Consider the following 18056-nt stretch of genomic DNA (forward strand, 5'->3'; position numbering starts at 1 on the left):
CGGTGGACTCGACTCGGTGCCGTCCAACACTTTCACCTACGGCGACCAGGTGCTCGACACCGCCCAGCTGTTCGGCGCCGTGCCGGGCCGGTATCGCGACCTCGGCCTCGGCAGCCTGGACACCTACCTCGCCATGTCCCACGGCCACGGCGCCGTCGGTCCGCTGGAGCAGGCCACGTGGTTCGACACCGACAGCCACTACCGCGTACCGGAAGCCGGGCCCGCGACCCGGTTCGAGCTGGCGGACGACACACCGGTCGCCGAATACCTCGAAGCCGAGTCACCCGGTGTGCAAACCCGGCCGGTGCCGCTCGGCCCGGTGACGTTCCTGTTGCTGGGCAAGGGCGCCGCCCCGCTGGACCCGTTGCTGGACTGCTACGCCGAACCGCTCGGCCGGTTCGCGGACGCGGGTGCGAACTGGGTGCAACTGGACGAGCCCGCGTTCTGCGTGGACCGCACCGGCGAGGAGCTGTCCGCGCTGCGCCGGGCCCACGACCGGTTGTCGAGGCTGTCGAAGCGGCCGAAGCTGTTGGTGGCAGGGTATTTCGGCGAGTTCGGCCCGGCGCTGCCGCTGCTGGCCGGGACCGCGGTCGACGGGATCGCCGTCGACCTGGTGGCCGGGCCCGGCGCCGCGGACCAGATCCCGTCCGTTCTCGGGCTGCGTGACAAGACCCTGGTCGCCGGTGTGGTCGACGGCCGCTCCATCTGGCGCACGGACCTCAGCGCTGTCGTCTCCGTGTGCGCGGCTGCTGGGATCTGTCGGTGAACTCGCCTTCTCCACGTCGTGTTCGCTGGCGCACGTGCCCTAGGACGTCCCGGCCGGGACGTCGCTGGATCCGGACGTGGCCGAGCGGCTGGCGTTCGCCCGGCAGAAGGTCGGTGAGGTCGTCCTTGCTGGGCAAGGCGTTGCGGCGCAACAACCCCGCCCTCGTCCACCAGCTCGTCGCCGCGAGTGAGGCCGTGCGCAGGGGAGTCGAGCGGGCCAGACGGGACGACCGGGTCCGTGACCTGGTCCGGCACACCTCAGTGTGGTGACCTGATCCGGCCCGGCGTGTAGCCGAACTCCTTGGCGAACGCGGCGACGAAGGCCGACGGGCTGTCGTACCCGACCTGGTGGGCCACCTGACCGACCGGGTGCAGCTGCAGCAGCGCTTTCGCGGCACGCAGCCGGGTGACCGTGCGCCAGCGGCTGTAGGACATCCCGAACTCGCGTTCGAAGTCGCGCTGCACCGTTTTCACGCTCGTGTGCAGGCGGCCGGCCCATTCGTCCAGCTGGGTGCGGTCGGCGGGGTCGCGGGTGAGCGTGCGCGCGATCGTCATCGCGAATCCCGATCCCGCCGCGTGGTGACCGACGAAACCGGACGTCGACACCGCCAGCCCGGCCATGATCCGCTCACGCGCGACCAGCGCCTCGCCGAGCGGCACGCCGTCGCGGCCGAGCGATTCCAGCAGCCGGATCGCCTCCGGGGAGACCGACACCCCGCCCGTGCGGACGTCGCGCAACGCGGGCGGCATCTCGCGCAGGCACACCCGGTACACGGTCTGCGCGCCCGCCGCGGTCACCTCGTGCGTCACGGCCCGGCGCGCCCAGAAGCCCTCACGCCCGGTGACGAACCCGCCGACCGTGGCCAGCACGCCGTCCGGTGTCCAGTACAGCTGGTGCAGGAAGTCCTCCCTGCTCTCGCCGAAGTCGACACGGCCGTCGCAGCGGTAGACCAGGACCAGGATGCCGTCGTGCGTGCCGAGGCCGTAGCCGTACTCCTCGCACACGACAGGGTCCGATCCGATGTGACCTCCCGACTGCATCAGGTGACCTCTCAGCGACATCCAACAGTGCTTAGTAAGGCTAACCTAAGTCGTCGTCCGCCCCTGCAGACCCCCTATGACCTGGAGGAACAGGTTTCAATGACGGTCAGCCGTCCCCTCATCGCCGCACTGGCCGTCGCGCTCGTCATGGCGTCCGGATGCGCCGCCGAGTCCGGTGCCACCGGCGCCGGCACAGGCGGCGCCACCCGTGTGTTCAAAGCCGACAACGGCGACATCACCATCCCGGCGGACCCCAAACGCGTGATCGCGACCGGATACGCGGTGCCCGTGCTCATCGAGAGCGACGCCGCGCTCGTCGGCATCTCCACGTGGAAACGCGGTCTCGACATGATGACCCCGCAGCACCGCGCCACGTACGACAAGGTGCCCAAGGTGGCCGGTGAGGTCGCCGCGGAGACCAACTACGAGGCGATCGCCGCCGCCAAGCCGGACCTGATCGTGATCGGCGTGCCCAAGCCGGTGCTCGCCGACATCGACATCAACCGGCTCACATCCGTCGCGCCGGTCGTCGCGATCGGCCCGAACGTGCCGTACCAGTGGCGCGAGCTGTCGCGGCAGCAGGCCGACGCCGCGGGCCGGGCAGGCAACTTCGACGCGGCCAAGGCCGCGTACGACAAGAAGGCGGGCGAGCTGAAAGCCAAATACGCCGGTGTGGTGAAAGGCCTGAAGTTCGGGCACGTCGGTGGCTACGGCGACGTGTCGGCTGGCACCTTCCAGCGGGAGTTCACCGGGTCGTGGGGCACCAACGTCGCGGGTGACGTCGGCCTCGAGTACTACGGCGAGGTCAAGAAGAGGGGCCCTGGCTCGCAGAGCGTGTCCGAGACGCCGTCGATCGAGCAGCTGCCGGCGAGCTTCGGCCAGGCCGACGCGCTCACGTACACGCTCGAGCCGAGCGGCCAGGTCGGCGCGTCCGTGAAGTACGTGCTGGACTCGCCGCTGTGGAAGGATCTGCCCGCGGTCAAGGCGGGCAAGACGTTCGCGGTCCGCTACACCCAGGCATCCACCTACCCGTCCGCGATGTTCACACTGGACTCGCTCGACCAGGCGCTCGCGCCGCTGCTGAAGAAATGACCAGGACGATCCACCCCGACTTCGCCGACCGGGTCGCCGCGCACCAGCGCACCGGCCGCGGCGCCGTGCGCGTTCCCTACCCGATCGGCGTGTGCACAGTTCCGATCGCCGCCCGCACGGACCTCACGCCGTTCATGGTGCGGCTGGAGCTCAACGGCCCCGACCTGGCCGGGTTCCACTCGTACCAGGCCGACGACCACGTCAAGATCGTCTTCCCGGACGACGACGGCACGTGGCGCCGCCCGGTCCGCAACGCGGGCCAGATGCTCGACTGGCCACACCCCATGCCGCTGACCCGCGACTACACCGTCCGCCGGTACAGCGGTGAGACGCTCGTGCTCGACATCGCGCTGCACGACGGCGGAATCGCCGCCGAGTGGGCACGGACCGCGCGGGTCGGCGAATCGGTCACCGTCGCGGGACCACCTGGTGGCAAGGTCTTCCCGTACACGCACGACCACTACGTCCTGGCCGTGGACGCCACCGGGCTCCCGGCCGCCGCGAGGTGGCTCGAGGAAGCACCGGCAGGTCCCACGGTCCACCTGGTGATCGAAGTGGACGACCCGGTCGAGCACGACTACCCGCTGCCCCAGCGCGACGGCGTGGAGATCATCCGGCTCGTCCGGTCCGGCGCGTCGGCGCTGGCCCCGACAGTGTCCGAATTGGACGTCCCGGCCGGCGCGTTCCTGTTCGCGGCGGGTGAGGCGTCGGACATCAAGCCGCTGCGCACCTGGCCGAAGGACATGGCGTCGATCACCGGTTACTGGAAACGCGGAGTTGCCGGGCTTGAACGCGAGTAGGACGGCGGTCCTCGCCGGTTGTGTGGTCGTCCTGGGCGCCGTCGCTTTGGTGAGCATGGGGGTCGGCGCCCAGGCGCTCGCCCCCGCCCAGGTGTGGCGGGCGCTGGTGTCGCCCGGGGTGAGCGACGCCGACACGATCGTGCGGGACATCCGGTTCCCGCGCATGGTCCTCGCGCTCGCGGTCGGCGCCGCTCTCGCCGCCGCGGGCGCGCTCCTGCAAACCGCGACCCGCAACGACCTCGCCGATCCCGGCATCCTCGGCGTGACCGCGGGCGCGGGATTCGCCATCACCCTCGGCACCGTGCTCGGGCTGACCGGGACGCAGTACGGCCAGCTGGTCCTCGCGGTCGCCGGCGCAGGCATCGCCGCCGTGGTGGTCTACTCGGTCGGCCGGTCGTCCCCGCTGCGGCTGCTGCTCGCCGGGGTCGCGCTGAGCATGGTGCTCTCCGGCCTGTCGCTCGGGTTGCGGCTGATCGTGCCGGACGCGTTCGACCGGTTCCGGTTCTGGGCGGTGGGATCGCTCGCCGGCCGTGAGCAGATCCCGTTGACGGTGCCGATCGCGGTCATCGGGATCGCGTTGGCCGGTGCGCTGATGGTGGCACGGCAACTGGAGGCGCTGCTGCTCGGCGAGGACGTCGCGCAGTCGCTGGGCGTGAACGTGACACGGACCCGTTTCGCCGTGCTCGTGCTGGTGACGCTGCTGGCAGGCGCGGCGACCGCGGTGGCCGGGCCGATGGTGTTCGTCGGGCTGATCGTGCCGCACCTGGTCCGCCCGCTCGCCGGGAACTCGGTGCCGTGGCTGGTGGTGTTCACGATCGTGCTCGGCCCGGTGCTGGTCCTGGTCGCGGACATCGCCTCTCGCGTGCTGCTGACCACCGGTGAGGTCCCGGTGTCGATCGTGCTCGCGGTCATCGGCGGGCCCGTGCTGATCTGGGTGGTCCGCGACCGCAGGACGGCGCCGCTGTGATCGTGCTCCGGAGTGGACCCGTCTCGGTCCGGTTGCGGCCGCGGACCGTCCGGGTGACTGTCGCGCTGGTCGTGCTCGCCGCCGCGCTGGCGGTTCTCGGGCTGTGCCAGGGAGCGGTCTGGGTGGCGCCGGGCGACGTGCTCGCCGCGCTGGCGGGCCGGGGCGACTCGGCGATCGTCGTGGTGCAGTGGCGCCTGCCGCGGGTGGTCGGCGCGCTGGCGTTCGGCGCGGCGCTCGCACTGGCCGGGGCCGTGATCCAGGACCAGACCAGAAACCCGCTCGGCAGCCCCGACATGCTCGGCATCGACGCGGGCGCGTACACCGGCGCGCTGCTGGTGATCACCAGTGCCGGGTCGGTGGCGGCCGGGCTGCTCAGCGGGGCCGCGATGGCGGGCGGACTGCTGACCGCGCTGCTGGTGTACGGCCTGTCGATGCGGTCGGGGACCAACCGCGGCAAGCTGATCGTGGTCGGCATCGCGGTCAACGCGATGCTCACGGCGATCAACGCGTGGATCGTGCTGCGCGCGGAACTGGAAGTGGCCATCGCCGCGACCGGCTGGAGCGCCGGCTCGCTCAACGGCCTGGGCTGGGACGACCTCAGCGTTCCGCTGCTCGTCATCGGGGTGCTCGCCGCGACACTGGCCGTGCTGTCACGGTCGATGAACCAGGCCACCATCGGCGACGAGGTCGCGGTCGCGACCGGCGTCCGGCTCCGCCCGTTGCGGCTCGTCACGGTCCTCGCCGCGGTCGGCTGCACGACGACGGTCACCGCCGTCACCGGCCCGATCGTGTTCATCGCGCTCGCGGCGCCGCAGATCGGCAGACGCCTGTTCGGCACGTCCGGTGCCGGGCTGCTGCCCGCCGCGCTGACCGGCGGTGTTCTGCTGCTCATCGCCGACGTGATGTCACAGCTGCTGCTCGCGCCGATCGCGTTGCCAGTCGGCGTGGTGACCACCGCGGTCGGTGGTACGTACCTGCTGTGGTTGTTGATCCTGCAGGTTCGCCGCCGCACCCATTAGCGTGGTCCCCGGACGAAACCGAGGAGGGGACGCGGCGGATGACCGAGCAGACCCACAACGAGGCCGTTCGCGCACAGTTCCGCATCCAGGCGCAGACCTTCCGCACCTCGGGGTTCGCCGTGGCGGGCCTGGACTGGATCGTCGCCGGACTGGACCCGGCCGCGCCGGACATCGTGCTCGACGTCGCCGCGGGCGCGGCACACGTCGGCCGCGCGCTGGCACCGCACGTCACGCACGTCAGCGCGCTGGACATCACGCCCGAGATGCTGCACCAGGGCCAGCGCCTGGCCGTCGAGCAGGGACTGCGCAACATCACCTTCCAGCTGGGTGACGCGGTGGCGCTGCCGTGGCTGGACGACCAGTTCGACCTGACCGTGTGCCGGTTGACGCTGCACCAGGTCGCCGATCCCGCGGCGGTGGTGCGGGAAATGGTCCGGGTCACCCGTCCGGGCGGCCGGATCGGCGTGGTGGACCTGACCGCGTCCGAGGACCCGGCGACCACGGCGGAAGCCGACCGGATCGAACGGCTCCGCGACCCCAGCCACGGCACGACGCTGACCGCGCGGCAGATCCAGGACCTGCTCACCGCCGCGGGCGCACCCGTGGTGTCGGTGGAACGCCACGACCAGCCCGTGGACGTCGAGGACTGGATGGCCAGGACCCGGACCAACCCGCTGATCCGCGACGTCATCCGGGACAGGTTCGCGCACGAACTGGGCGGCGGGCAGCCGACCGGCCTGCGCCCGCACCGCGACGACGCCGGAAAGCTCTGGCTCACCCACACGTGGTCGATGACCATCGCCGGGAAACCGTGACGGCCTTCCTGCCTGCGTTGGACAGCTACGCTGAGCGCGATGGGAACACTCCCGCGAAGAGGTGACGCATGACGTCGAGGATTGGTCAATCGGCCGACGTGTCAGGGAGATCCGGGCCTGGCGTGGACTGAGTCTGTCAGCGACTGCTGGTCTGGCGGGAATGTCGGTCTCCTATCTGAGCATGATCGAACGTGGTCGGCGTCGAGTGACGAGACGCGCGACAGTGGAGTCACTCGCGTCCGCGCTGAGGGTGTCGCCGAGCGAATTGGTCGGCAAGCCGTATGCCGCATCCGGTGGAGCGACCTACGACGCACGTGTCGCGCTCGCCGCGATGGAGGATGCACTGACCGGCTGGTGGATCGGTGAGGTTCCCGACGCTCCGATGCGCCCGTGGTCGCCGGTCAGCGGTGATGTGCGGCGGCTCAACCGCGTGCTTCGCCCGAACGGAACTCGGCGAGCAGACCAAGCTGCTACCAGCGCTGGTCCGGGACCTCCTCGTGGCTGCCGGCGACCCGAAGCACCGCAGGGATGCGCTCATCGGACTGCTCGACGCGTACAAGTCCGCTGGATACCTGGCGCATGATCTCGGTTTCACCGGCTTGCCTGCCCTGGCGATCGAGCGGATGCGCGCAGCGGCCGAGAAACTGGACGACCCGGTGCTGCTCGCGGACGTCGCATGGCGGCGTGCGCACCTGCTCAGCGGCACCAACCGCGCACGACAGTATGACCTCGCAGTCGATATCGCCGACCGTGCGCCCGCTGAGCGTCCTGACATTCGCGGCATGTCGAACCTCACCGCCGCGCTTGCTGCCGCCGCGCAAGGCGACGGTGAGCGCGCGGAGGCACATCTGGCGGAGGCGGGTGGAATCGCCGAGACGATCGACACCGACGACGAGCCATGGACGAGAACGGATTTCGGCCGGACCAACGTGAACATCTGGCGGGTCGCCATCGGAGTCGAACTCGGATACGGCGCGAAGGTCGCGGAGACCGCCGCGAAGATCCGCCCGGAGGCGATGAAGCGTGATCGCCAAGCGGCGTTCTGGATCGACTACGGCCGCGGCATGCTCGCCGAGCGGAAGACCCACGAGCGCGGGCTGAGCGCGCTCCTGCGCGCGGAGAAAATCGCGCCCCAGAAAGTTCGCAACAATCCTTTCGTGCGCGAGGCGATAGCAGGGGTTCTCGCCTCGACCCGGCGTGACGTGGCCGGTCTTGAGCTCCGGGGCTTCGCTTGGCGAATCGGCATTGCGCCGAACGGGTGACAAAGCCGCACGCACACGTGGTCGATGACCATCGCCGGAAAACCGTGAGCCTCATTGTTTTCCACGCGCCACTGCCCGAATCAGCGCCGCGGTGGCGAGCAGGCTCGTGGTAGTGGTCACGGCCGTGCCACCGAATCGGAAAATCGCCAACACGGTGCCGGACACGCCTGCTGCCACAACTCCCAGCACGGTCATCAGCACCACGGTGTGCCAAGTCCGGCGCGCGTCCGCGAGAACGTAGCGGAGCAGTTCGCAAAACGATCTGGTCGACGGTCTTGACATTGTGCTACTTCCCTCTGCGCCGGTGGTGTCCCTTGACCAGACCAGAACATCTGTGTAGTGCTGAGTGCAGCCACGGTGCACGGGCACTCACGGTTCGATCCCACACGCTCACGGTTGGGGCAAGGGGGCGCAATGGCCGACGATCTTGGATCGCAGCCGGACGAGGGAGAAAGCACAGGTGCCTTCTCCCGCGCGTTCAGCGACATCCGGCAGCGGCGGGGCCTTTCCAGGAACGCGCTGGCCAAGCTGATGAACTACAGCAGATCGTATGTGTCGAAAGTCGAGTCCGGAGCCGAGCGACCGTCGCGCAATTTCCTGAACAGCGCCGAACGCGCGATGAATGACAACGGGACTCTCCGCCGCGCGTACGCCGAGTCTTTCGACAGCCGGACGCCGTCGAGCGCGGACGACCTGCACCTGCGCGAGGCGGCGGAAATGGTGACCGACGACGGCACCATCCAAGTGCTGCGGGAAGAGTCGGCGCTTCACTACGACAACCGCGTCTATCGGCTCAACCAGCGGAGACTGTTGCGCAACAACGGCACGCGCCCGATCGACCGCTATCTGATCCGGATCGCGGTCGGGAAGTTCCCCGACGACCCGAAGTTGTGCGACCTGCTGTACGCGCAGAATCCCGTGACCTGGGATGAACTCAACCTCCAGGCGTGGCACGGCACCGAGCGCACCAAGCCGATGCGGTGGGCGGTGCACCACGACAAGCCGGACTTCAAGGAGGTGTGGCTCAGGTTCGGCGGGGAGAACGGGCATTTTCCCCTGTACCCGGGAGAATCGGGCTGGATCGAGTACGAGTACACCGTCGACGAACAGCACTGGGGGGACTGGTACCAGCGGACGATCCGGCTGCCCACGCGGCACCTGTCGATCCGGCTGGACTTTCCCGCGGCTTTCGACATGACCGCGTGGGGTTTGTACACGTCGATGTGGAACGACGCGATGCCCTTCGCGACACCCATTCAGAGTTCCACCGAGAACGGCCGCCAGATCTACACGTGGGCCACGGACAACCCGCCGGTCGGCTCCCGCTACCGGGTGGAGTGGAAAGTCGTCTACTCGCCGCATCCCGTCGGCGAACCCGGGCAGTCCGCACGGCCGAGCCAGAACATGAAAGCACTGGGAATCAGGCAGCGCGACGACGACATCCTGCGGCGCCGGGCCCGTGAGTTCGAGCTGCCGCTGGAGCGCAACGACGCCGAACGGACGATATCGGAGCTGCGGTCAGCGCTGAACCGGGTGACCCTCGCGCACGTCTTCGCCAAGGGATCGAGCATCTCGGCCCAGCAGATCGGGGTCGACCGGGCGGCGGCGATCGTGCGGTCGGTGGAAGGCGAGATGATCGAACTGCTGAATCCGCGGATCATCCGCTCCAGCGACCAGATCGACGAACAGTACGAGGGCTGCCTGAGCTTCTTCGACGTCCGCGGCGTGGTCCCGCGCGCCCTGCACGTCGAAGTCGTCCACACGAACCTCGACGGCACCCACCGGATCACCGTCTTCGAACGGGCCGTTGCCAGGCTGGTCGCGCACGAGGTCGATCACCTCAACGGCCTGCTCTACACCGACCGCATGGCCGGCGGGACGCAACTCATCCCGGTCGAGCAGTACGACGGCATCGGGAAGAAATGGGAAATCTGACCAGGGGCTTGTCACCGTTTCGAGAACGGCCATCAGCGGATGTCGAACGTCGGCAGCGTGCCGTAGGAGGCCTTGCGGGACGCGCGCCGGAGCGTGGCCAGCACGGCGGGGCCGATGACGAGGATCGCGACCGTGTTGGTGATCGCGCGGCCGGTGTCCCAGCCCGCGGTCGACGTCAGCAAGGTGAAGACCGCGAACCGGTGCAGGTTCTCCCAGACCGAGTCGCCGGGCACGTAGGAGATGTGGCCCTCGTGGTACGGCACTTCCGCGTTGGTGATGAACGGCCAGAACCACAGGTTCATCAGGAACCCGAACACGTACGCCACGAAAATCCCGTAGCCGACGAGCATGGCGATCTCCGCCTTGCCGGTCACCCTGCGCGGCAACAGGCCCGCGCCCATCCCGATCCACGCCGAGCACAGCATCTGGAACGGCAGCCACGGGCCGACCCCCGCTGTCAGCAGCGCTGAGGCGAACAGCGACGTGCAGCCGAGGACGAAGCCGAAGCCCGCGCCGAACACACGCCCGGCGAGCACCAGCATGAAGAACACCGTCTCGATTCCCGCTGTGCCCGCGCCGAGTGGTCGTAGTGCCGCGTTCACCGCTGACAGCACGCCCAGCATCGCCAGTGCTTTCGAGTCCATCCCGCCTTCGGACAACTCGGCCAGCACGACCACGATCAGGATCGGCAGGATGCCGATGAAGATGAACGGCGCGTCCGGGCCGTGCTGCATGCTCTGCGGCTCCACCCGCACCAGCAACGGCCAGACGAACATCATCAGCCCGGCCAGCGACGCCAGCCCCAGCACGATCGCCGACCGCGGCCCGACCTTCACCGCCTGGTCCGCGCGCCCCCAGGTCATTCTCATGCCACTCCCTGCCTGAGCGCGGTCTCGACGTCGGCCACGGTCAGCCAGTCCGGGCCGAGCACCTTGGCCACCTGCGGCGCGAACGCGGGCGAGGAGCCGAGCACCTCGACGGCCGGGCCGTCGGAGACGATCTCGCCTTCCGCCATCACGATCACGCGGTCGGCCACCGCGGCGACGAATTCGACGTCGTGGGTGGCGACGACGACCGCGCGTCCCTCCTCGGCCAGCGCGGCGATCATCCGGCCCAGCGCGGCCTTCGCGGTGTAGTCCAGGCCGCGGGTCGGTTCGTCGAGCAGCATGATCCGTGGTGCCGCGGACAGCTGCACCGCCAGGACCAGAGCCAGGCGTTGCCCTTCCGACAGGTCACGCGGGTGTTTGTCCGCGTCGATATCGGGCGCGAGGCGGTCGAGCAACGCGCGGCAGTGGCCCGGTTCGGCCTCGGACTCGGTGTCGGCGGCTGTGCACTCGGCTGCGACGGTCTCCAGGTAGAGCAGGTCACCGGCGGTCTGCGGGACCAGGCCGACGAGCTTGCGTGCCTTGGCGCTGCTCAGCTCGTGGGGATCGGCGCCGTCGACTCGCACCACGCCGCCCTGCCGCGGGCCCGAGCCCTGCAACGCCCACAGCAGCGAGGACTTGCCCGATCCGTTGCGGCCCATGATCGCCATCACCTTGCCGCCGTGCAGGTCCAGGTCGGCACCGCGCACGGCCACCGTCGGGCCGTAACGCACGACCACACCCGAACTCGTCAGCGCGGGCGGCCCGGCCACCGGCTCCGTCCGCTGTGGACTGTCCGTCAGCCGGGACCGCAGCGACCCGGCGCGGCGACGGGCGTCACGGACCGACATCGGCAGTGGCTGCCAGCCCGCCAGCCGCCCCAGCTGCACGATCGGCGGCGCGATCGGGGTCAGTTCGAGCACTTCGGCCGGGGTGCCGTCGATGATCGACCCGTCACCGGGCACGTAGATCATCCGGTCGGCGAACGGGACCACGCGTTCCATCCGGTGCTCGGCCATGATCACCGTCGTGCCGAGGTCCTGCACCAGCCGCGCCAGCGTGGCCAGCACGTCCTCCGCGGCGGTCGGGTCCAGCGCCGACGTCGGCTCGTCCAGGACGAGGATCCGGGGGTGCATGGTGAGCACCGAGCCGATCGCCACCCGCTGCTGCTGCCCGCCGGACAACGCGCGCAACGCACGCCTGCGCAGGTCCGCGATCCCCAGCAGGTCAAGGGTTTCCTCGACACGGCGGCGCATCACCTGCGGCGCGAGGCCGAGTTGTTCCATCCCGTACGCGAGTTCCTCCTCGACCGTGTCGGTCACGAACCCCGCGAGCGGATCCTGCCCGACCATGCCGACCAGGTGCGCGAACTCCCGTGGCGGACGGGAACTCGTCGCGACACCGTCCACTGTGACCGAACCAGCCAGGTGCCCGCCGGTGAAGTGCGGGACCAGGCCGTTGATCGTGCCGAGCAGCGTCGACTTGCCCGCACCCGTGCGACCGGCGAGCAGGACCAGTTCGCCCTCGCCGATGGACAGGGTGATGTCCTCCAGCACCGGAGCGGCCTGGCCGTGGTACCAGAAGCCGACGTGGTCCAGTTCGATCATGCCGCCACCCGCTCTGGTTCGGTGCTCGGTTCTTCCTGACCGGCGAACGGCGGCAGGGGAGGTGGCGTGAGGAACGACGGGAGCACACCGAGCAGCACACCGCCGAGCGGCACCCAGGACAACAACGGCCACGACAGGTCGATCAACGACGGGTTCAGGTTCGTCGGGTCCACACTGGACGACAGGAACAGCACGACGGCGACCGCGATCCCGCTCAGCGCGACGACGACCTCGGCCGGCTGCCAGCGATCCGGCCGGTAACGGGTGCGCTTGACCCGGTTGCCCGCCAGCCGGAACCCGACCAGTGCGATCGCCGCACCGGCGAACAGCACCGGCCCGGCGAGGAACCGGGGCGTCGAACCGTCGAGTGTGGCGTAGACGCCGACGCACACCCCGAGCAGTCCGACGATCATCAGTGCCCCGGTGAACAGCCGGGTCCTGGCAACGACCTTGCCCGCCCGGCCGTAACCGCGGGAATCCATCGACGCGGCCAGACGCAGCGACCGGTCCAGCGCGTCCTCCAGCACCGGGATGATGATCGCGTGCAGCGCGCGGAATCGTTTGCCGTTCGTGCCGCCCCGCAGCTTGCGGGCCTGCCGCACCCGCAGCACGCTTTCCGCCAGCTGCGGGAACACCGACAGCGCCACGATCACCGCCGTGCCGACCTCGTACAACGCCGGAGGCATCGCCTTGAGCAACCGCTTGGGGTTGGCCAACGCGTTCGCCGCGCCCAGGCAGATGACCATGGTGGCCAGCCGAAGGCCGTCGTACAGGCCGCCGAGCAGCGACTCCGCCGACACGTCACCGAACAGCCGGATCCCCGCCGCCCACGCGGGCAGCGGGATCTCCGGCAGGCTCAGGATGATCGTGGAGCCCTCCGCGCCGCCGAACACGATCCGGAAGAACACCCGCACGGCGATGATGACCATGCCGAGGTAGACGTAGATCCGGAACGCCAGCGCCCACGGCGCGTCCGTCCGGCGGCAGACGACCACGTAGCCGGCCACCGCGATGATCGTCAGCAACAGCCACGGGTTGGTCGTCCGGCTCGCGGCCACCGCGAGACCGAGCGCCCACACCCACCACGCCGCCGGATGCAGGTCGCGAGGCAGGAAGTACGTGGTGGACACACCACGCATTCACGCCTCCCTCGTGCGTTTCCGGCGCCGTGCGGTCAACCACGCGGCAGCCGCGAGGATCACGACGGCTCCCGCTGCGCCCCACGGAGCCCAGTCGCTGGCCCCGGACTGCTCCTTGAGCACCTCGTTGACATCCGGGGCGTTCTCGCCACCGGTGAACGCGACGTTGCGGGACGGGTCGTCAGCGATGTTGCTGGGCCGTGGCTTGGGCGGCGGCAACGCGCTGCCCGACGGCGAACCCGGACCGCCTGTGCCCGTGGCACCCGGTGCGTCGGTTTGCCCCGAGCCCTGGCCACCGGCGCCACCGGCGCCGCCGCCCGTCGAACCGCCGGTACCGCCACCTTGGCCGCCGCCGGTACCGCCTGGGGAACCGCCGCCGGCTTGCCCGCCGCCCTGACTGCCGCCACCACCCTGGCCACCGCCGGGGTTCTGCCCGCCGCCGGGATTCTGGCCACCTGGGTCCTGGTCGGGTGCCTTGGCGTTCGGGTCGTCGCCGGTCGGCTTGGGCTCCTCCTTCGCCGTGCACGGCTCGTTGGCGGTGCCCGGCCGCAACGCGGCGATCCGCGGTTTCGGGTTCGTGTCGGCTGTCGCGTTCAGCGAGAACGACCAGCCTTCGAAACCTCCCTGGACGAAGTTGCGGTTCTTCACGCCCCACTGGCTGTAACGCCACGCGCAGTTGTTGCCCGCGTGCCAGTACGACCAATACGCCGCCGCGGGCGGTGTGTTGACGCACGCCTCGCGATAAGGGCCCTGGCCGGTGATCGGGATCTGCTCGGCCGCGGACGGCCGGTTCTCGACCCGGCAGATGAACGCCTCGCCCCACCGGGCGACACCCGCGATCTGGAACCCGGCGCCCTTCACCGCGTCGAGGCCGGTTCCCTTGGTGCTCTGCGGGTTGCACCGCACGATGGTCGTCCCGCCGAGCTGCTGGAAGTCGACGACGACGGTCACACCGGTCCCGGACGTGCAGTAGCCCGGGTAGCCCTTGCTGTGATCGATCGCGTTGGCCGTGAACGGAATCGGCGCGAAGGCGGCTACCAGTGCGGTCACCGCCAACGCGCGCATCGCCTTGCTCATTGGACTGTCAATGTCGCTGTCGAGTACACGTTCCCACCGGTTCCGCTCGCTTTGACGGTGTACGTGTACGTTCCGACCGCGGTCGGCGTGACCGACTGGGTCCCGCCGGGAACCGCGAGCGAACCGGACCACGAGCCGCCGCCGCTCGTGGGCGACACCGCGTGCGCGGTCACCGCCGTCGCGTTGGTCGACAACCAGGTCAGGCCGGTGCTCTGGCCCAGCGTGATCTTGCGGTCCAGGTCGTCCACCGAGAGGCTCACGGTCGGGTTGTTCGGGTTGACCGCCGGGTTGGTCGGCGTCACCTCAGGCGGCGGGTTGGTCGTCGCGGTCTTGTTCAGCGAGAACGACCAGCCTTCGAAGCCGCCGGGGATCACGTTGCGGTTCAACGCGCCGAAGCTGCTGTAGGCCCACGTGCTGCCGGAACCGTTGGCGTGCCAGTAACCCCAGTACGCGTCGGCCGGTGGCGTGTTGGCGCACGGCTCCTTGTACGTGGGGTTGGACGTGCGCGGGAGGATCTCGGTCGACGACGGCCGGTTCTCCAGGCGGCACACGAAACCGAGGCCCCAGCGGACTGTGCCCTGCACGGAGATCCCCGCGTCCTGCAACGCCTTGATGCCGGTCCGGTCGGTGCCAGGGCTGGCGTTGGGGGAGCAGCGGGTGATGGTCGGGGCGGCCACGCCGCCGTTGCCGTCCAGCTCCTGGAAGTCGATCACGACCGTGACACCGCTCAACGCGTCGGCCCCGGCGCAGATCCCCGCGTACCCCTTGGCCGGGTCGATGGCACCGGCCGCCGGTGCCGCCGCCACAGCCGCTCCCGCGAGCAAGGCCAGGCCGGACAGGAAAGTCAGTGTCCGTCTCATCAGCTACGCGTCCCCTCAGTTGGTGCTTTCCGGTTGATGTGGCGGTGTGTGCCGTAACCGGCGGCGGCGAGCAGCAGGATCCCCAGGCCGATCAGGCCGCCCAGCGCCCAGCCGGGCAGCTTCCTGTGCGTCGCGGCGGTGTTCGTCGCCGGTTTGACATCCCCGATGGGCAGCCGGGCCGCGGGGGTGACCGGCGAGTCCGTCGCGTTCATCCACGACTTGCCCGCCACACCCTGCGCACTGGCCACGCTGGCGACCAGGTCGCTTTGTCCCGCGCCGGGTCTCGGCAGTCCGCCGTCGGCGAGCAGCTTGGCGCGCAACGTCTCGGCGGTGTCCCGGACGTCAAGGCCGACGGCGTTGCGCGCGCCCGCGACGGCGGAGGTGATCGCGGTGTCCTCGGCTGTGGCGTTCAACGCCTCGACCGCCTTGACCAGCGCGTTGGCTCGATCCGACGACCAGTCACGCGGCGCGCCCTCACTCGGGGAGTCACCGCGCTTGCGGCCGTTGAGAGCCTCGACCGCGGCGGCCGTGGCGACCGGATCACCGGTGTCGCACTGCTCGGTCTTCATGCTGGCCGGGAATGTGCCGTCGGCGCACTGGCGTTTGATCAGCAACGCCAACCCAGCCGAGGGCTGCTCGTCGTCGGCAGCGGTCGCCAGGACGGCCCACGCGTGCCTGCGCACGGAGTTGTCCGAGTCGGCGAACTCGCCGCGGTCGGCGAACTTCCCGTCCTCGGTGCGGGTGCCCGCGAGGTCGGTCCGCAACTGGTCCACGGTCGCGTCCAGGTCGCTCGCCGAGTCGTCGCCGCGGCGCAGGAAGCCCGCGACGATGCGGAGTTTCGCCAGCGGCTCGGCGTACACCGCCGAATCCTTCTCGTAGGCGGTGCCGTACGCGTAGGCCTTGACAGATTCCTGGCGCAGCAGGAAATTCGACACCCGGTCGGCCACCTCGGGCTGTTCGTCCAGCACACGCAGGGCCAGAACCAGGTCCGCGGTGGCGTCGTAGTCCACGAACGTCTCGTTGTTCTCGGTGACCTCGACGTGGTCACCGCCGATGAGCCGCTGTGACAGGTACTCGCCGAGCCGACCGGCCGGTGACGCGGCCGGTGCCGGTTGCTGTGGCGTCGGCGGCGGTGTCACCACGGTGTTCGTCGGCGTACCCGAGCCGGACGGGTTCGGCGTGCTGGTACTGCGCCTGGGTTTCGGCTTCGGGACAGGCTTGGCGGTTTTCTGCTTGGCCTGCTGTGCAGCCGCGCGTGGCGGCGTGGAGGTGGCCGTGGTGGGCGGTGGCTGCTGTGTGGTCGTGACGTCCACGGTCGGCCGCGACGCGGAAGTGGTGGTGGTCGTGCTCGACGACCGGCTGGTCGTCGTCGACGAAGTGGTTGTGGTCGTGGTGGCCGCCGGGCCACCCGTTGTCGTGGTGGTGGTGGTCGTCGTTGTGGGCGGCGGGGGGATCTTGCGTTGGGTCAGGTCGTGGAAGCCCACTTCCGACAGCGCGAGCGAGGCCTGCGCGCCGGCCCGGATCCACGTGTCCACCGCACCGAGGCCCTGGGTCTTGGCTTTCTCGTACGCCTCAGGCGTGTAGTGGATCGCGCCGATCTCCGCGCCGAGCGCGGTGTTCGCGTCGGCCGGTTTCACCTGTGCCGACTTCAGGAACGCCGCGCCCCTGGCTGTTTCCGCGCCGGCGCCGCCGGCCTCGGCGAGCGCCTGCACGATCAGGCCGGTGCTGTTGGTGTTGGGGGCTTCGGTGCCGACCCCGCCACCCCAGCCACCACCGGCCGTCTGGTTGGCCTTCAACCACGCGACCGCCCGGGCGATCGGTTCGTCCAGGCCCTGCGCGCCCGCCTTGCGGGCGGCGAGCAACGCGGAGAGACCCAGCCCGGTGGTGTCCCCGTCCGACGGCGAGACGCCGAGCGGTTTGCCCTCGTCACACGTGGACACCTTGTACCCCAGCGGGTTGACGTGGTCGCCGGTCTCAGCGGTCTTGATGTACGCGTAGAAGATCCGGAAGTAGCCGTCGGCGCACTGCTGGCTCAGCAGCCTGCCCAACGCCAGCTCGTCCACCTCGTCGGCCCCGGCGAGGCCGATCACCCCGAGGGCCTGGCCGAACGTGTTGGCGTCGTTGCTGACGAACTCCGCGAATTCGGGGTTCTTGGAGTAGTCGCTGACCCGGCCCTTGTCCGGGCCGGACCGCCTGATCGCGGCCTTGGTCTCGGCGACCATGTCGTAGCCGTCGAAGTCGCGCGGGTCGCGGCCGGAGACCTCGGCGGCGACGAGGACTTTCGCCGCGGCACCGCCGATGACGATCGCCTCGTAGACCGGGTCCTGCATCAGCCCGCCCCACGTGAAGTAGTCCGAGGCGTGGCCCTCGTCGTCGAGGTACTTGACGATCGGCGCGGCGAGCGCCGCGTCACCGGACGCGTGCGTCGCCAGCAGGACGTCGAGCATCAGGCCGTGGTCGGGGAGGGTTCCGCCGTTGGGGTTCTCCAGCGTGCCGTCCGGCTTCAGCTTCCCGGCCAGCCACAGCGAATTGGCGTGGGCCGCGGGATGATCCCGTTCGGCCGACGCGGTACCGGCGACAACCCCGGCGAAGGCGATCGACAACAGCGCCGCGACGGCGGCGTACTGGCGGTGACGCGACCGGTGCACTCTCCCGACCTTCGTTCCGGGGAGGAGAGATCGACCTGACATCGAGCGTCACCCCCTGTTTACGCGACAGTGGTTCCTGACAGACCGGCCCGTGCGGTGACCCGACTCGTCACCTTCCGGTGACCCACGGTTGCGCGACAGTGCCGGATTTCGACCGGCTTCCCCA

At 69.9% G+C, this 18056-nt stretch carries 18 protein-coding genes; 10 read left to right on the plus strand and 8 right to left on the minus strand.

The features are described from left to right. Positions 1-16 precede the first annotated feature (16 nt). Complete coding sequence (locus AOZ06_RS21345) at positions 17-766, plus strand: uroporphyrinogen decarboxylase/cobalamine-independent methonine synthase family protein (protein WP_054291026.1); 750 nt, start codon at positions 17-19, stop codon at positions 764-766. Between the two features lie 113 nt (positions 767-879). Next, complete coding sequence (locus AOZ06_RS60090) at positions 880-1035, plus strand: hypothetical protein (RefSeq protein ID WP_225954764.1); 156 nt, start codon at positions 880-882, stop codon at positions 1033-1035. Here the strand turns inward: AOZ06_RS60090 and AOZ06_RS21350 are convergent. Then, positions 1024-1806 carry a helix-turn-helix transcriptional regulator gene (locus AOZ06_RS21350; RefSeq protein WP_054296801.1) on the minus strand — a complete coding sequence of 261 codons (783 nt, stop codon included), beginning with the start codon at positions 1804-1806 and terminating at the stop codon, positions 1024-1026. The genes AOZ06_RS60090 and AOZ06_RS21350 overlap by 12 nt on opposite strands. A 99-nt stretch (positions 1807-1905) precedes the next feature. Between AOZ06_RS21350 and AOZ06_RS21355 the strand changes: the two genes are divergently transcribed. The 7 genes from AOZ06_RS21355 to AOZ06_RS60100 all read left to right on the plus strand — a co-directional run bounded on the left by AOZ06_RS21355 (position 1906) and on the right by AOZ06_RS60100 (position 7761). After that, the gene (locus AOZ06_RS21355) at positions 1906-2898 is read left to right on the plus strand and encodes an ABC transporter substrate-binding protein (RefSeq protein ID WP_054291027.1); all 993 of its coding nucleotides are present in this window, start codon (positions 1906-1908) and stop codon (positions 2896-2898) included. Beyond that, positions 2895-3698, plus strand: coding sequence for a siderophore-interacting protein (locus AOZ06_RS21360; protein ID WP_054291028.1), 804 nt, complete (start codon positions 2895-2897; stop codon positions 3696-3698). Before AOZ06_RS21355 ends, AOZ06_RS21360 begins: the two co-directional genes overlap by 4 nt. Before the next feature lie 55 nt (positions 3699-3753). Continuing rightward, positions 3754-4665 (plus strand): FecCD family ABC transporter permease, encoded by a 912-nt coding sequence (locus AOZ06_RS21365; protein ID WP_083472693.1) that lies wholly within the window; start codon positions 3754-3756, stop codon positions 4663-4665. Positions 4666-4718: 53 nt separating this feature from the next. Next, positions 4719-5684, plus strand: coding sequence for a FecCD family ABC transporter permease (locus tag AOZ06_RS21370; protein ID WP_236952329.1), 966 nt, complete (start codon positions 4719-4721; stop codon positions 5682-5684). Between the two features lie 38 nt (positions 5685-5722). After that, positions 5723-6499: a class I SAM-dependent methyltransferase gene (locus AOZ06_RS21375; RefSeq protein ID WP_054291030.1), complete on the plus strand. Its 777-nt coding sequence runs from the start codon at positions 5723-5725 to the stop codon at positions 6497-6499. Positions 6500-6560: 61 nt separating this feature from the next. Then, positions 6561-7082, plus strand: a complete 522-nt coding sequence (locus tag AOZ06_RS60095) for a helix-turn-helix domain-containing protein (protein WP_236952330.1) — start codon at positions 6561-6563, stop codon at positions 7080-7082. Further along, positions 6997-7761 (plus strand): hypothetical protein, encoded by a 765-nt coding sequence (locus tag AOZ06_RS60100; RefSeq protein ID WP_225954762.1) that lies wholly within the window; start codon positions 6997-6999, stop codon positions 7759-7761. Before AOZ06_RS60095 ends, AOZ06_RS60100 begins: the two co-directional genes overlap by 86 nt. Before the next feature lie 51 nt (positions 7762-7812). Here AOZ06_RS60100 and AOZ06_RS56500 read toward each other — a convergent pair whose 3' ends face one another. Continuing rightward, positions 7813-7956, minus strand: coding sequence for a hypothetical protein (locus tag AOZ06_RS56500; RefSeq protein WP_157233147.1), 144 nt, complete (start codon positions 7954-7956; stop codon positions 7813-7815). Between the two features lie 219 nt (positions 7957-8175). Between AOZ06_RS56500 and AOZ06_RS21385 the strand changes: the two genes are divergently transcribed. Next, entirely contained in the window at positions 8176-9696 is a 1521-nt protein-coding gene (locus AOZ06_RS21385; protein WP_054291031.1) for a peptide deformylase, read from the plus strand. Positions 9697-9728: 32 nt separating this feature from the next. Here the strand turns inward: AOZ06_RS21385 and AOZ06_RS21390 are convergent, their stop codons facing one another. The 6 genes from AOZ06_RS21390 to AOZ06_RS21415 are packed head-to-tail and all read right to left on the minus strand — an operon-like array spanning position 9729 to position 17890. Then, the gene (locus AOZ06_RS21390; protein WP_417999959.1) at positions 9729-10565 is read right to left on the minus strand and encodes an ECF transporter S component family protein; all 837 of its coding nucleotides are present in this window, start codon (positions 10563-10565) and stop codon (positions 9729-9731) included. Beyond that, positions 10562-12166: an ABC transporter ATP-binding protein gene (locus tag AOZ06_RS21395; RefSeq protein ID WP_054291033.1), complete on the minus strand. Its 1605-nt coding sequence runs from the start codon at positions 12164-12166 to the stop codon at positions 10562-10564. The genes AOZ06_RS21390 and AOZ06_RS21395 overlap by 4 nt, the downstream gene beginning before the upstream one ends. After that, entirely contained in the window at positions 12163-13305 is a 1143-nt protein-coding gene (locus AOZ06_RS21400) for an energy-coupling factor transporter transmembrane component T (protein WP_054291034.1), read from the minus strand. Before AOZ06_RS21400 ends, AOZ06_RS21395 begins: the two co-directional genes overlap by 4 nt. Further along, positions 13306-14382, minus strand: coding sequence for a hypothetical protein (locus tag AOZ06_RS21405; protein WP_054291035.1), 1077 nt, complete (start codon positions 14380-14382; stop codon positions 13306-13308). Continuing rightward, positions 14379-15242 (minus strand): ABC transporter substrate-binding protein, encoded by an 864-nt coding sequence (locus tag AOZ06_RS21410; RefSeq protein ID WP_225954761.1) that lies wholly within the window; start codon positions 15240-15242, stop codon positions 14379-14381. The genes AOZ06_RS21405 and AOZ06_RS21410 overlap by 4 nt, the downstream gene beginning before the upstream one ends. Beyond that, positions 15242-17890: a prenyltransferase/squalene oxidase repeat-containing protein gene (locus AOZ06_RS21415; RefSeq protein ID WP_054291036.1), complete on the minus strand. Its 2649-nt coding sequence runs from the start codon at positions 17888-17890 to the stop codon at positions 15242-15244. The genes AOZ06_RS21410 and AOZ06_RS21415 overlap by 1 nt, the downstream gene beginning before the upstream one ends. Between the last annotated feature and the right edge of the window lie 166 nt (positions 17891-18056).

It is taken from the genome of Kibdelosporangium phytohabitans, from assembly GCF_001302585.1.
GTDB classification, from domain to species: Bacteria; Actinomycetota; Actinomycetes; order Mycobacteriales; family Pseudonocardiaceae; genus Kibdelosporangium; species Kibdelosporangium phytohabitans.

Bases quoted from the DNA above. Each gene is read 5' to 3' on its own strand.
- AOZ06_RS21375 (WP_054291030.1), top strand. From the start codon at position 5,723: ATGACCGAGCAGACCCACAACGAGGCCGTTCGCGCACAGTTCCGCATC.
- AOZ06_RS21395 (WP_054291033.1), bottom strand. From the start codon at position 12,166: ATGATCGAACTGGACCACGTCGGCTTCTGGTACCACGGCCAGGCCGCT.
- AOZ06_RS21355 (WP_054291027.1), top strand. From the start codon at position 1,906: ATGACGGTCAGCCGTCCCCTCATCGCCGCACTGGCCGTCGCGCTCGTC.
- AOZ06_RS21350 (WP_054296801.1), bottom strand. From the start codon at position 1,806: ATGCAGTCGGGAGGTCACATCGGATCGGACCCTGTCGTGTGCGAGGAG.
- AOZ06_RS21360 (WP_054291028.1), top strand. From the start codon at position 2,895: ATGACCAGGACGATCCACCCCGACTTCGCCGACCGGGTCGCCGCGCAC.
- AOZ06_RS21365 (WP_083472693.1), top strand. From the start codon at position 3,754: ATGGGGGTCGGCGCCCAGGCGCTCGCCCCCGCCCAGGTGTGGCGGGCG.
- AOZ06_RS21400 (WP_054291034.1), bottom strand. From the start codon at position 13,305: ATGCGTGGTGTGTCCACCACGTACTTCCTGCCTCGCGACCTGCATCCG.
- AOZ06_RS21410 (WP_225954761.1), bottom strand. From the start codon at position 15,242: ATGAGACGGACACTGACTTTCCTGTCCGGCCTGGCCTTGCTCGCGGGA.
- AOZ06_RS56500 (WP_157233147.1), bottom strand. From the start codon at position 7,956: ATGACCGTGCTGGGAGTTGTGGCAGCAGGCGTGTCCGGCACCGTGTTG.
- AOZ06_RS21385 (WP_054291031.1), top strand. From the start codon at position 8,176: ATGGCCGACGATCTTGGATCGCAGCCGGACGAGGGAGAAAGCACAGGT.
- AOZ06_RS21390 (WP_417999959.1), bottom strand. From the start codon at position 10,565: ATGAGAATGACCTGGGGGCGCGCGGACCAGGCGGTGAAGGTCGGGCCG.
- AOZ06_RS21405 (WP_054291035.1), bottom strand. From the start codon at position 14,382: ATGAGCAAGGCGATGCGCGCGTTGGCGGTGACCGCACTGGTAGCCGCC.